This is a genomic window from Exiguobacterium sp. TDN 0502 (assembly GCF_050846835.1).
Classification (GTDB): Bacteria; Bacillota; Bacilli; order Exiguobacteriales; family Exiguobacteriaceae; genus Exiguobacterium_A.
Map to the genome: position 1 here is coordinate 112,015 of NZ_JBOZGJ010000007.1, position 12,552 is coordinate 124,566.

Below are 12,552 nucleotides of genomic sequence, written 5' to 3' on the forward strand. Positions count from 1 at the left end.
CTAAAAAAAGGATGGCGTCTTTTGCCATTCCTCAGCGCATCAACATTGACAGGTACTTTAGCTTGAATCTAAGATAATGAAGGTGAAACAAATAACCGCTTACAAAGGAGCGGGTTGAAAGAAGGGGTCCCCTTGCACGCGGATCAACGAAAAAAATTAACGATTCTCATGATCAATATGTTTATTGCGGTCGGGAGCTTCGGGATCATCATTCCGATTCTGCCCGCTTACTTAACCTCAATCGGTCAAGGTGGAACGGCAGCCGGATTAATGATTGCCATCTTTGCCGGAGCGCAGCTCGTCATGTCACCCATCGCCGGTAAATGGGCAGACCAATATGGACGCCGGAAGATGATCATCTATGGACTGATCGGTTTGACACTGTCGATGTTCGTCTTCTATTTCTCAAATTCCGTCACGGTGCTGTATCTCTCGCGCGCAATCGGTGGTGCCGGTGCTGCACTTCTCATTCCGGCCATCTTTGCTTACGTTGCGGACATCACGACGATGGATCAGCGCGCTAAAGGAAACAGTTACGTCTCGGCTGCGATGTCGCTTGGAATCGTCATCGGTCCTGGAATCGGTGGATTCCTTGCCGAGTACGATTTAAAGTTGCCGCTGCTCGTTTCGGCCATCGTCTCCGGTGCTGCGGTACTGTTCAGTATCCTACTGCTTCAGGAAAGTGAGGTCCATGATCCAACAGCAATGGCTCCGGACGAAGGATCGATGCTCAAAAAACTTGGGACGTCGTTTAAAAAACCGTACTTCGTACCACTCGTCATCACACTCGTCATGAGCTTCGGTCTCATGGCGTACGAATCGGTTCTCGGTCTGTTCGTCGACGATCAATTCGGCGCTTCACCGAAAGACATCGCCATCATGGTGACGTCGACCGGTATCATCAGTGTCATCGCGCAAATCTTCATCGTCGACAAGCTTTCACGCGGTCTTGGTGAAGGAAAGGTCTTGAACCTGTTCCTGTTCATCGCAGCACTCGGCTTTCTATTATCATTATTAACATCAAGCTATGGTGGTTTCTTCGCCATCACCCTCGTCATCTTCCTTGCGACGTCGATTTTACGACCTGTCTTGAATACGATGATTTCAAAGCTTGCTGGGAATGAGCAAGGGTTTGCCATGGGGATGAACAATGCTTACATGAGTATCGGGAACGTGCTCGGACCAACGCTTGCCGGATTGCTGTATGATGTTAACATTCTCTATCCGTTCGCACTTGGTCTGATTTTCCTCGTCGTGACGTTCATCGGATCATTCATCTGGCAAAAACGTCAAGCACGATTAATCGCCAAGGTCGAACAGAGTTCATGACTTCATCAAAAATAGCCTCGATTACTCCATCCAGCGGGAGGTGGTAATCGAGGCTATTTCGTTCATCCCTATTCGTTCGTCATACATATTGTTCCTCTGTTCTTGACACGAGCAGTTTCGCGACGATTTCTGTTAATAAGAATACGAAGACGACTCCTGTAAAATCCAACGTCAACCACGGCATCAGACCACAGCCAATCAAAAGTGTTCCAATCATTAATGGACGATACGAAGAAAAGGACGGTCGATTCGGACGGAGACTCAACAGGATACTCACGAAACCAAGCACGATAAGACACGTCACTGCACCTTCATGTTGAAATGACTTATCCGTACTTCTTTTGATGCGCACGTTTGAGTTCAAGGTATTCTTCGTCCGCCCGGATCAAATCCCACTTTTCTTGGAAGATTGCAGCCGATTTGGCTTTTTCTTCGTCGATCTCGCGTGTATGCAATTCTTTCTTCTCTTTGTCTTTATATTTGCGTCCCCCCTTATAGTTCGCGTAGCGTCGCGCGCGCGTATGCCCCATCTGAATGAACTTCCGCGCCATATCCATGCCGACGAAGTCCCCGTCTTCTTTATAGGCTAAGTACATCTCATAAATTTTGTCGGACGATTCTCGCGCGATCTCTGGTGTCTTAAAACGCCAATGCGGCAAAATCTCACTTTTATAGGGTTCAACGAGCAAGACCCCTTGCTCCCCGCGTCCAACCCGGTACTTTTCCGGCTCCTTACGAAAATCCGTCGTCTTGAAATCGAGATCGTAATCAAACGCCATCCCGGTCACGCTCCCTTCTACTTCGAAACGTTCCCTTCCCGTCCGTTCATCAATCCTCGACCCGGTAGAGTCCTTGCGTATAAATCGTCGCTAAGACGTGCGCGATCTCTTCGATCGTCGCTGTCGCCTCTTCGCGGACGACTTCGAATAAATACATCTCATTCGCGAAGAACCACCCACGGGCGACGAGTTTCGGATTGACATCCTGCCGCGCAAGTCCTGTCTCCTGCGCGTACTGGATATCCTGACTGATCCGATCGATGAACCGTTCCCGAATCGCTTTCCATTTCGCACGGACGATGTAAGACATGCCGATTGCTTGCTCGACGATTCGTAACATCGCTCGTTCTTCTTCCGCGAGACGTAAGAAATCCGTCGCTTGCGTCACGATACGTTCCTTTGCCTCTAGCGGCGTCGCCGGTTCGAATGTTCGTTCCGCGATCGCGTGGAAGCGGCTCATGACATCTTCCATCAGGACGACGAGCAGCTCATCTTTTCCTTCGAAATGGACATAAGCCGTTCCATAGCCAACACCCGCTTGTTTAATCACTTGTGAAATCGTTGCCGTTTGAAACCCTTGTTCTAAGAAGACGTCACGTGCCGCACTCAACAGTTTCTCACGTGTCCGCACCGTGCGCAGATGACGTTTATCGATTTTTTCTGGTTGAGAAGATGACATGTCCTTCACTCCTTTTGTTTTCTCTATTCGATAATATTGACACAATGTCAATTTGTTTGCTACGCTTTTGTCAAAATTGATTGAGCATTCATTTGAGGAGGATGACGTATGACACTGCAAGCAAAACGGAGCGATGCTGTTGCTCGGGACGAGCAAGATGCACTCGCCGCCTATCGTGATGAGTTTTATCTGCAACCGGGTAGTATCTATATGGACGGAAACTCGCTCGGCTTATTGTCGAAGCGTGCCGAGAAGACGTTGCTCGAGTCGCTATCAGACTGGAAAGAACTCGGAATCGATGGCTGGATGAAAGGACGTCATCCTTGGTTCGAATTATCAGAACGTCTCGCTGCTCTCAACGCTCCGCTCGTCGGCGCACAAGCTGAAGAAGTCATGGTCACTGGTTCGACGACCGTCAATCTCCATCAACTCGTCGCAACATTCTTCCAACCAACGGAAGGACGAGACAAGATTTTAGCGGACGCGCTGACGTTCCCGTCAGACATCTATGCCCTTCAAAGCCAACTTCGCTTACGTGGCCTGGATCCGGAGACACACCTCATCCAAGTAGCAAGTCGTGACGGTCGCTTTTTAGAAGAAGACGATATCATTGCCGCGATGACGGATGATATCGCGTTGATCGTCTTGCCGGCCGTGCTTTACCGAAGCGGACAAATTCTCGACATGGAGCGTTTGACGAAAGCAGCACACGACCGCGGCATCCTGATTGGTTTTGATGGTTGTCATTCCGTCGGAGCCGTTCCCCACGCTTTTCATGACTGGGGTGTCGACTTTGCCTACTGGTGTAATTACAAGCACTTGAACGGTGGTCCTGGAACGGTCGGTGGATTATTCGTCCACGAACGTCATTTCGGAACGTTGCCTGGTCTGACGGGCTGGTTCGGTTCACGCAAGGATAAGCAGTTCGATATGGATCATACGATGACACCGGCGGCGCATGCCGGTGCCTTCCAGATCGGAACACCACACGTCTTAAGCCTCGCTCCACAAATCGGTGCATTAGAGATGTTTGACGAAGTCGGTATCGAAGCCGTTCGGACGAAATCACTCGCGCTGACGCAGTACATGATGGAACTCGTCGAACAGGAACTCACACCGTACGGTTTCGTCATCGGGAACCCGGTCGACGATACACGCCGCGGGGCGCATCTCAGCCTCGAGCACCCGGAAGCAGCACGGATCTGTAAAGCACTCAAGGAAAATCGGATCATCCCTGATTTCCGGGCACCGAACATCGTCCGTCTAGCACCCGTCGCGCTCTACAATACATTTACCGATGTCTATGATGTCGTCGCGACACTCAAACGAATCATGGAAGATAAAGAATACGAACGTTTCGCGAATGAACGCGAAGTCGTTGCTTAAGGAGTACACCATGGAACAACCTACTGAACTACGGCGTGATCTCAAGACACGCCAACTCACGATGATTGCGATGGGCTGTGCGATTGGTACCGGTCTCTTCCTCGGAAGTGGACTTGCGATCGGACTTGCCGGACCGAGTGTTTTGATCAGTTACGCAGTCGGCGCCTTCATCGTCTTACTTTTAATGGGCTGTCTGGCTGAAATGACGGTCGCCCATCCGACATCTGGCTCGTTCGGTACGATTGCCGAACGATACATTAGTCCTTATGCGGGTTTTCTCGTCCGCTATTCATACTGGATCGCAAACGTTCTCGCGATTGGCGTTGAGGTCAGTGCGATTGCTATCTATATGAAGTACTGGTTCCCGGACGTTCCCGGGGTCGTCTGGATTCTCGTATTCGCTGCCGCGTTGATTTACATCAATGCCACGACAGTCAATACGTTCGCGACCTTCGAATACTGGTTCTCAGTCATTAAAATCAGTGCCATCTTGCTATTCATCCTGCTCGGTGCCTACTTGGTCATCGGTAGTCCAAGTCCTGAGATTGGTCCACAAAACTTCACGAACGACGGTGGCTTCATGCCGTTCGGTTTCTCAGGTCTCTGGATCGCAATCTTCATCTCCCTGTTCAGCTTCCTCGGAACGGAATTGATTGCCGTAACTGCTGGTGAAGCGAAGGACCCGGACGTCGCCGTACCGAAAGCATTAAAAGCGACGGTCTTCCGTCTCTCGACGTTTTATGTCATCACGATTGCTTTGATGTTGATGATCGTCCCGTGGCAACAAGCAGGCGGCGTCGATCAAAGTCCGTTCGTCAAAGTAATGGAGATGCTATCGATTCCGTATGCAGGCGGCATCATGAACTTCATCATCCTGACAGCGGCGCTGTCTGCGATGAACAGTCAACTGTATGCTTCGACACGGATGATGTATTCGTTATCGAAGGCAACGTATGCGCCAAAAGTATTTGGACGCTTGAATCGAAAAGGTGTACCACTCTTCGCACTCGCCTTGTCAACGCTCGGGATTTTTCTCGCAGCGATCATCAGCAGTCAATCGAGCGTCTCTTATCCATTCATGATGGGGATTTCGATGTTCGGGGCGATTTTCACGTGGTTCATGATTTTCATCTCCCATCTGTACTTCCGTAAAGCCTGGGAACGTGAAGGTGGACGGACGTTACCGGTTCGGATGATGGGCTATCCCTATCTGACTGCCCTCGGTGCATTGTTGTTATTCGCACTCGTACTGACGACATGGTTCACAGATTTCCAAATCGTCTTGAAGTTTGGTGTACCGTGGTTAGTATTCTTGTCGATCGCCTATTTCTTCTGGAAACGGGCGCATCCGGAACAACCACAGACCGCTGAAAAACGAAAACTGAATTAATTCGATAAAGGGGATGAATGGGAATGACAAAGACAGATCCTACGTCTATTGAAGCATCGATTCAAACGGATTTTAAGAAAGATATGTCCTACGGGGATTATTTGCAACTAGATCCATTGCTTACGAGTCAACATCGCTTATCGGGGCATCATGACGAGATGCTGTTCATCATCATTCATCAAACGAGCGAACTATGGATGAAGCTGATCCTGCATGAGATGCGAGCAGCGACGCAAGCGGTCGCAAACGATGATCTCGAATCATCGTTTAAGATGCTCGCACGGATCTCAAAGATTCAGCACCAGTTGATTCAGTCGTGGAATGTTTTGTCGACCTTGACCCCTGCCGAATATCTGGAATTCCGTGATGCGCTTGGGCACTCGTCCGGTTTCCAATCGTATCAAAACCGCCAAATCGAATTCGCCCTCGGCTTCAAGAATGAGCAGATGCTAAAAGTGTATGCGCATGACGAAACACTCTATCCGATGATGCTGGAAGATTTGAAGACACCAAGCATCTACGACGAAACGATCCGGGCGATGGCGCGCCATGGGCTACCGATCGACGAATCCGTCCTTGAGCGTGATGTCACGCAAGACTGGACGCCGAATGCAAGTGTCGAAGCAGCTTGGGCAAGTGTCTATCGGGATGTCGAACAATACTGGGATTTGTATGAGCTCGGTGAAAAACTACTTGATATCGGGAGCCAACAACAGATGTGGCGCTTTAACCATATGAGCACCGTCGAGCGGATTATCGGACAAAAACCAGGTACAGGCGGGTCATCTGGTGTCAGTTATCTACGGCGCGTGCTCGACCACCGGTTCTTCCCGGAACTGTGGTCGGTCCGCACGACATTATGAGGAGGATGCAGCAATGACGCGATGGATTGATGTTTCACAACCACTTGATCGCCACGTCACGACGTGGCCGGGCGATACACCATTTGAGGCTACACTGACATGGAATAAGACAGACACCGGTTCCGTCAACGTCGGCAAAGTAACGATGAGCCTGCATACCGGCACTCATGTCGATGCACCATTTCACTTTGATGATGCCGGACAAAGGATCATCGATCTAGATCCGGATCTCTATATCGGACATGCGCGTGTCATTTATTTGCCGGGTCGAACAGACATCACGGCCGCTGATTTGGAAGGATTTGATCTCACTGACGTCCGACGCTTAATCATCAAAACGGATGGCTGGATCGATAAGTCGACTTTCCCGGAGACGATTCCCGTGTTGACGCCAAGTCTTGCCGAGCGACTCGGAGAACTTGGAATTTCGCTGATTGGTCTCGATTTACCAAGCGTTGATGCAATCGATAGTAAGGAAATGGCCGCCCATCACGCCCTTGCGCAGCATGATGTCCATATCCTCGAAGGACTTGTTCTTGATACGATCACGCCCGGTGATTATCATTTAAATGCTGTTCCACTTCCACTTGTTGACGGCGACGGTAGTCCCGTCCGTGCCTTACTTCGTCCTTACTAAACAAAAATCCGCCCAGCAGAGCGTCTGCTGGGCGGATTTTTTACTGATGTAGCGGCTCAAACAAACTCACTTCGATCTGATGAATGACGTGTCCGAGGATCGCAAGCGACGCATCGACCTCAAATCCTTGATCGAGGGAATGATTGGCCCCTTCAATGACATCAATCTTCAGTTGCGAGGCCCGACACGTTTCGAGGAGCGATTCATCATAAAACTTATCGGCTGTCCCGATGACGAGGAGCCCAGCTTGCGACGAATTGGAGATTTGCTTGACCACTTCATTCAGGACGGGTGTTAAAAAGACAAAGCGTGCTTGCTGTAAGTTTGGTTTAGCAAGTAAAGCGGCAAGCGGAATCGTTCCTAACGACTTCGCAATGAACTGAACGTTCTCATATGGATGCGTCGCGAGTACTTCTGAGACGACAGCGTCGACCCGGCGCGTCATGCACGTATTCGATTCAGCGTCCGTCATCGCAAATAACTCTTCTGTCACATAATGAATACAGACGACATCGATGCCTCGGGCGAGTAATGCCATCCGGCTGTAGTAGAAGTAAGGATGATCGTATAGGTACGACGCTCCCGAAATCAAGAAGCAGACCTGTTTGGATCTCATTTGAAAATGATCATATGAAACGGTCGTCTGATCGACGACGATGGATGATTGTTCGATGCGCATGAAACCCCTCCACACTTTTTCTAGACTTTACCATTTCAGAAGTGGACTGTCATGCCTTTTTCGCTCTTTCTTTTTTCATGAATAAGGAGTGTGATGTAAGAAACCATCGGCTTATATCATCCCTAACGAAAGCCACTTTGTTGCTTTCTTTTCCTGTAGGAGTCGAGGATGAATCTGCTTCTTCTCCCATTTAACAAAAAAGGTCGCTTTCCGATTTTTCATTCGGAAAACGACTTTCTGTTCGTCAAATAGTTGTGGATTACCCTCTATCTTTTACTACTTATTAGCCAATCGGAGCAAACACCGACTGCTCGACTTGTTTTAACTCGTAAAACGCACCTTGTCGTGCCATCAATTCGGCATACGTTCCGACTTCGATGACCTGTCCTTGATCCATGACGATGATGTGATCCATCGCTTCAAGACCTACTAAGCGGTGACTGACGAGAACGAGTGTCGCGTCCGTTGCTCGCGCGAACAATCGATTGAGAATCATCTGTTCCGTCAAAGCATCAACGGAAGACGTCGGTTCATCCAGCAAGTAAAGCGATGCTTCCCGTAAGAGCACACGGGCAATCGCCAAGCGTTGTTTTTCTCCTCCAGACAAGTTCTCCCCTTTCTCCAATACACGGTCGTTTAATTCGAACGTCGTTAATCCGACATCGTCGAGTGCTTGTCGCATCGCTTCGTCCGTTGCTGCTTCATTTGCGAGTAACAAATTGTCGCGAAGCGTTCCATAAAAGTAGTGATTCTGCTGCAGGACGACATTTGCGTGCTGCCAGAGTCCTTCCGGATCAACGGTCTGACTGTCTTGACCAGCAATCGTCAATCCGTCCGTCGGATACATCCGTAACATCAATTGAAGTAACGTGGATTTCCCGGAGCCACTCGCCCCGACGATTGCCGTCTTCTTCCCGGCCGGAATCGAGACGGTGACGTCACGTAAGACTGGACGTGGGGCATCAGGGAACGTGAACGTCAACGCGTTCGTTTCAAAGGATGGTGCCTGATCGAGGACGAATGGAGGATACGTCGGCTCCTCTTGTTCGGTCACGACTTCATCAAGTCGTTTCGCAGCATGACGGCTATCTTCGAAGAAGCCCGGTAAAATCGCCATCGGTGCCGCATTTTCAAAAACGGTCAGCGATGTCATGACGAGTAAGGCGAGGAAGACCCCTTCGAGCTGTCCGCTCGCGACGAGATAGGCACCGACACCCAGAACGAGCCAGGAGATGATCAACGTCACCATCGTATTCAAGGCCAGGTTCGAAACGGCGTGTAAGCCATTGCGTTTTTCTTCCTCGACATACCGTTTTGCGACGGCATTCAAGTCCTGTTCTTTTTGATCAAGTTGCTGGTAAATCTTTAAGTCACGATAGCCTTGGAACAACTCTGTCACTTCTGTCGACAAGTCACCACGTCGGACACGGACTGAGCGGGCGAAACGCTGTTCACGGTACGCGAACCAACCTGGAATCAAGAAACCGGTCAGAATCAGACCAAGCAATAACAGTCCGGCAATCGTCCACGAGAAGAAACTGACGAAAAAGATCGTACAGAAGAAGACGAGCAACAACACGATCGGTGGATAAAGGACGCGTAAGAACGTATTTTGCAGACTTTCGACGTCACCGACAATCCGGGCAAGTAAGTCCCCACTGCGGTACTTCCCGAAAATCCCTGGCGCAAGCGGCTCGAGTCGACGGTAAAATGACGTCCGGATGTCACTGAGGATCGTAAACGTCGCCCGGTGCGAATAATAGCGTTCTGCATATCGACTGACGGCACGCGTCAGGCTCGACACTTTTTGCAGCGCAATCAAAACGGCGAGCGTCTGGATCGGTGGCAACAAGGCTGCCTTTGAAATCAGGTAACCACTTGCTGCGAATAACCCGACCGCCGTCACTCCGGCGAGGACACCGAAGAAGATCGACCAGGCGATATCCCGTTTTTGATGCACCATCAACCGAAAGACTCCTAGTAATTCCTTCATCGTGTTTCCTCCCCTCTCTGGACGCTCCGCATCCGCGCATATTCCGAATCGCGACCGAGCAATTCTTTGTGTGTGCCGCGGTCGACGATTCGTCCGCCGTCGAGGACGACGATTTGATCCGAGCGCTCGATTGTATGCAGGCGGTGTGCAACAGTGATGACCGTCGCTGTTTGTCCAAGCTGCTCAATTGCTTGTTGGAGTAGTCGCTCCGTTTTGACGTCGAGTCCTGTCGTCGGTTCATCAAAGACGATGACGTTCGGTCGTTTCAAGAATGCGCGTGCCAACGCAACACGCTGTTTCTCGCCACCCGATAGACCACGTCCGCCCTCTCCGATCACCGTGTCGATCCCTTCAGGTAACGTCGCAATCAGCTCCTCGAGCCCTGCTGCCTGCGCCGCCTCAAAAATCTCTTCCGGCGTCGCTTGACGGAGTTCACCGATCGCGATGTTTTCTGCCAGCGTTCCGGCATACAGATACGGATGTTGCGAGATGTAGCTCAACTGACGGAACCAACTTGCTTCCGCCACCTGACTGCGCTCGATCCCGTCAAGCAGAATCCGTCCTTCTTTTGGATCCGCGAGTCCGGCAATCAACTGTAAGACAGTTGACTTACCAGCGCCACTGCGACCGATCAACGCCACCTTTTGATACGGTTCGATCACAAGTGTCACGTCTTGTAAGGCAAAACGTCCTTCTTGATACGTAAAATCAACTTCATCCAAGGCGATTCGTGGTGGACGGTTCATCGAAAGTTCTGATTGACCGAAGGCAACGGGACGATCGTCTGCCGTCAGTTCGGCTGCGATCTGTTTCGCTGCCGCGACACTACCGCGTCCCGTATGGAAGGCAGCTCCCATCTCTTTTAAGGCAAGATAGTATTCTGGTGCCAACACGAGCATCAGGAACGCCGGGATGAAGGTGATGCTTTGGAACAAAATCAAACGCAGACTGACTTCAAGTGCGATCATTCCCATACTGAGCATCGAGATGAACTCAAGCATCAACGACGACAAGAAGGCGAGCTTCAAGACCGTTAACGTCGCATCCCGGAAATCAAGACTGCTTTTTTCGATGACGTCACGTTGTCGTTTCGCACGACCAAATAACTTCAAGGTCGTCAGTCCCTGCAACGTATCAAGGAACGTTCCCGAGAACGCCGTCATCTTCTCGAGTTGAGCATCGGCCCGCTTTTGCGTCATGATGCCGATGATGATATAAAACAACGGAATGAACGGTGCCGTGATCATCATGACGAGACCGGTGATCCAGTCATAGCTGAATGCCGCGATCAAGACCATCAAGGGAACGATCGTCGTCTGGACGACTTTCGGCAAGTATTGACTGTAATAGCTGTCCATCTCGTCTACGGCGTCGAGCAAGACACTGACTTTCTGTCCCGCTTGCCCTTGTAGCATCATCTCGACCGAGCGACCTGTGTATTTCGCAACGAGCGCTTCCCGGAGTGCCTGCTTCATGTGCGCCGATAACGTCGTACCGAGACGACCGTTCCAATACGTCACGGCGACCCGGAGCAACAGCATCCCGAGAACGACGAGCAGTAACGGAATGACGGCTTCAAACGGTTGACCTTTTAGGAAAATGCGATCGACCGTCAACACGATGCCATACGATTGACCGACGACCGCGACCCCCATCAGGAAAGCTGCAATGATGAATTGAACGAGAATACTGCGTGGAATCTGGACGATTCCTTTTAATGGATTCATATACAAACGTCCTTTCACAAAGTGTGAACGACTTTTAGTGAATATTTTCACATATCGTACATTTAGTATACCGAATCCAGAACGGGGATGCCATGCAGATGCTGTCGAAAAGGTGTGACGGTTTTGTGAGAGCATATGAATCGACAATTCTTTCGAATGAAACTATTATGGATATACATTATCCACGTTTAACGAAAGGGGACTTCTCATGCAAATGAAAACCGGGGTCGAGCAATCCGTTTATGCGATGTTGCTCTTGACCTTCCTACCGGAGCGCGCCGTGTTACCTGGCGAATTCATCAGTCAGCAACTTGGGGCTTCACCGACTTACTTCCAAAAGCTCTTACGAAAACTCGTCCAAGCGGATCTGTTGTATTCCGTACCGGGTGCCAAAGGGGGCTTTCGCTTACGGCGTCCGGCAGACGAAATTCAAATCTTTGATGTCTATCAAGCGATCGAGGGCAAACAGACGTTGTATGCGTCAAGCGGTGTCTTCGAGGATTTGATGGGGATTCAGGAACAGGAAATCGGTCTGCTCTCGAATCTGATGACAGAGGCAGAAGAGGCGTGGCAATCAACACTGAAACGTGAATCGATTGGCTCGATTCGTCAAGCGATCGATGCCTCCTGTCCACCGGAACACTTAGAACGGTTGCATGCGTTAATCACAGACCGGATGATGACACTTTAATGAACAGAAAGAGGTTATGACCATGGTATTAAATCGTTATTTTGACTTATTCGACGCGTCACGCACGGACGCACAAGCGTTTGAGGATCTCGTGTCCTTATTTACGACAGACATCACGTTCGTTTTGAACGGACAACCAAAGCATGGCATCGACGCCTGGAAACAATTCGTCCGTCATGTATTCACGGCGAATCAGGATATTAAGCACATGTATGCAGGCTGGGAAGAGACAACACCCGGAACGTATGAAACACGCTGGGCCGTGTGCGGGAAACGGGCCGACGGTAGTGTCTTCACGCAGGACGGAAAAGATATCGCACGTCTTGATGAAAACGGACGAATCGCTTACCTGGAGAACGTTCCGGATGATCCGACGATGTTCCGTTCATAAGGTAAGTT

The 12,552-nt window shown here is 50.2% G+C and carries 13 protein-coding genes; 7 read left to right on the forward strand and 6 right to left on the reverse strand.

Annotation, left to right across the window (positions count from 1 at the left end):
* Nucleotides 1-132: 132 nt before the first annotated feature.
* Nucleotides 133-1,329, forward strand: coding sequence for an MFS transporter (locus ACRPK8_RS09375; protein ID WP_432238038.1), 1,197 nt, complete (start codon nt 133-135; stop codon nt 1,327-1,329).
* Between the two features lie 79 nt (nt 1,330-1,408).
* On the opposite strand, the gene ACRPK8_RS09380 is transcribed toward ACRPK8_RS09375, so the two are convergent.
* Genes ACRPK8_RS09380 through ACRPK8_RS09390 form a run of 3 tightly spaced genes read right to left on the reverse strand, consistent with a single transcriptional unit; the run spans nt 1,409 to nt 2,787 of the window.
* Nucleotides 1,409-1,606 carry a hypothetical protein gene (locus ACRPK8_RS09380; RefSeq protein ID WP_432237992.1) on the reverse strand — a complete coding sequence of 66 codons (198 nt, stop codon included), beginning with the start codon at nt 1,604-1,606 and terminating at the stop codon, nt 1,409-1,411.
* 49 nt (nt 1,607-1,655) lie between these two features.
* A complete protein-coding gene (locus tag ACRPK8_RS09385) occupies nt 1,656-2,108 on the reverse strand; it encodes a DUF4385 domain-containing protein (protein ID WP_432237993.1) in 453 nt (150 codons plus the stop codon).
* A 49-nt stretch (nt 2,109-2,157) separates the two neighbouring features.
* Nucleotides 2,158-2,787: a TetR/AcrR family transcriptional regulator gene (locus ACRPK8_RS09390; protein WP_432237994.1), complete on the reverse strand. Its 630-nt coding sequence runs from the start codon at nt 2,785-2,787 to the stop codon at nt 2,158-2,160.
* A gap of 108 nt (nt 2,788-2,895) precedes the next feature.
* On the opposite strand from ACRPK8_RS09390, the gene kynU reads away from it, so the two are divergent.
* Genes kynU through kynB form a run of 4 tightly spaced genes read left to right on the forward strand, consistent with a single transcriptional unit; the run spans nt 2,896 to nt 7,063 of the window.
* Nucleotides 2,896-4,173 (forward strand): kynureninase, encoded by a 1,278-nt coding sequence (gene kynU, locus ACRPK8_RS09395; protein ID WP_432237995.1) that lies wholly within the window; start codon nt 2,896-2,898, stop codon nt 4,171-4,173.
* A gap of 10 nt (nt 4,174-4,183) precedes the next feature.
* Complete coding sequence (locus tag ACRPK8_RS09400; protein ID WP_230088895.1) at nt 4,184-5,563, forward strand: amino acid permease; 1,380 nt, start codon at nt 4,184-4,186, stop codon at nt 5,561-5,563.
* A gap of 23 nt (nt 5,564-5,586) precedes the next feature.
* Complete coding sequence (kynA, locus tag ACRPK8_RS09405; RefSeq protein WP_432237996.1) at nt 5,587-6,426, forward strand: tryptophan 2,3-dioxygenase; 840 nt, start codon at nt 5,587-5,589, stop codon at nt 6,424-6,426.
* A 13-nt stretch (nt 6,427-6,439) separates the two neighbouring features.
* A complete protein-coding gene (gene kynB / locus ACRPK8_RS09410) occupies nt 6,440-7,063 on the forward strand; it encodes an arylformamidase (RefSeq protein ID WP_432237997.1) in 624 nt (207 codons plus the stop codon).
* A gap of 40 nt (nt 7,064-7,103) precedes the next feature.
* On the opposite strand, the gene ACRPK8_RS09415 is transcribed toward kynB, so the two are convergent.
* From ACRPK8_RS09415 to cydD, 3 genes are all read right to left on the reverse strand, one after another.
* Nucleotides 7,104-7,742: a cyclase gene (locus ACRPK8_RS09415; RefSeq protein WP_432237998.1), complete on the reverse strand. Its 639-nt coding sequence runs from the start codon at nt 7,740-7,742 to the stop codon at nt 7,104-7,106.
* 283 nt (nt 7,743-8,025) lie between these two features.
* Nucleotides 8,026-9,735 (reverse strand): thiol reductant ABC exporter subunit CydC, encoded by a 1,710-nt coding sequence (gene cydC, locus ACRPK8_RS09420; RefSeq protein ID WP_432237999.1) that lies wholly within the window; start codon nt 9,733-9,735, stop codon nt 8,026-8,028.
* The gene (cydD, locus tag ACRPK8_RS09425; protein WP_432238000.1) at nt 9,732-11,462 is read right to left on the reverse strand and encodes a thiol reductant ABC exporter subunit CydD; all 1,731 of its coding nucleotides are present in this window, start codon (nt 11,460-11,462) and stop codon (nt 9,732-9,734) included. Before cydD ends, cydC begins: the two co-directional genes overlap by 4 nt.
* Nucleotides 11,463-11,670: 208 nt before the next feature.
* Here cydD and ACRPK8_RS09430 point away from each other — a divergent pair, with 208 nt between their 5' ends.
* Nucleotides 11,671-12,153 carry an Rrf2 family transcriptional regulator gene (locus tag ACRPK8_RS09430; protein ID WP_432238001.1) on the forward strand — a complete coding sequence of 161 codons (483 nt, stop codon included), beginning with the start codon at nt 11,671-11,673 and terminating at the stop codon, nt 12,151-12,153.
* 22 nt (nt 12,154-12,175) lie between these two features.
* Nucleotides 12,176-12,544, forward strand: a complete 369-nt coding sequence (locus ACRPK8_RS09435) for a nuclear transport factor 2 family protein (protein ID WP_029343141.1) — start codon at nt 12,176-12,178, stop codon at nt 12,542-12,544.
* The last annotated feature ends 8 nt before the right edge of the window (nt 12,545-12,552 follow it).

What these genes read in the sequence shown, in the direction of transcription:
- ACRPK8_RS09390 (WP_432237994.1), bottom strand. Translation starts at nt 2,787, where the DNA reads ATGTCATCTTCTCAACCAGAAAAAATCGATAAACGTCATCTGCGCACG.
- cydD (WP_432238000.1), bottom strand. Translation starts at nt 11,462, where the DNA reads ATGAATCCATTAAAAGGAATCGTCCAGATTCCACGCAGTATTCTCGTT.
- ACRPK8_RS09385 (WP_432237993.1), bottom strand. Translation starts at nt 2,108, where the DNA reads ATGGCGTTTGATTACGATCTCGATTTCAAGACGACGGATTTTCGTAAG.
- kynU (WP_432237995.1), top strand. Translation starts at nt 2,896, where the DNA reads ATGACACTGCAAGCAAAACGGAGCGATGCTGTTGCTCGGGACGAGCAA.
- kynB (WP_432237997.1), top strand. Translation starts at nt 6,440, where the DNA reads ATGACGCGATGGATTGATGTTTCACAACCACTTGATCGCCACGTCACG.
- ACRPK8_RS09415 (WP_432237998.1), bottom strand. Translation starts at nt 7,742, where the DNA reads ATGCGCATCGAACAATCATCCATCGTCGTCGATCAGACGACCGTTTCA.
- ACRPK8_RS09400 (WP_230088895.1), top strand. Translation starts at nt 4,184, where the DNA reads ATGGAACAACCTACTGAACTACGGCGTGATCTCAAGACACGCCAACTC.
- ACRPK8_RS09435 (WP_029343141.1), top strand. Translation starts at nt 12,176, where the DNA reads ATGGTATTAAATCGTTATTTTGACTTATTCGACGCGTCACGCACGGAC.
- kynA (WP_432237996.1), top strand. Translation starts at nt 5,587, where the DNA reads ATGACAAAGACAGATCCTACGTCTATTGAAGCATCGATTCAAACGGAT.
- ACRPK8_RS09430 (WP_432238001.1), top strand. Translation starts at nt 11,671, where the DNA reads ATGCAAATGAAAACCGGGGTCGAGCAATCCGTTTATGCGATGTTGCTC.
- cydC (WP_432237999.1), bottom strand. Translation starts at nt 9,735, where the DNA reads ATGAAGGAATTACTAGGAGTCTTTCGGTTGATGGTGCATCAAAAACGG.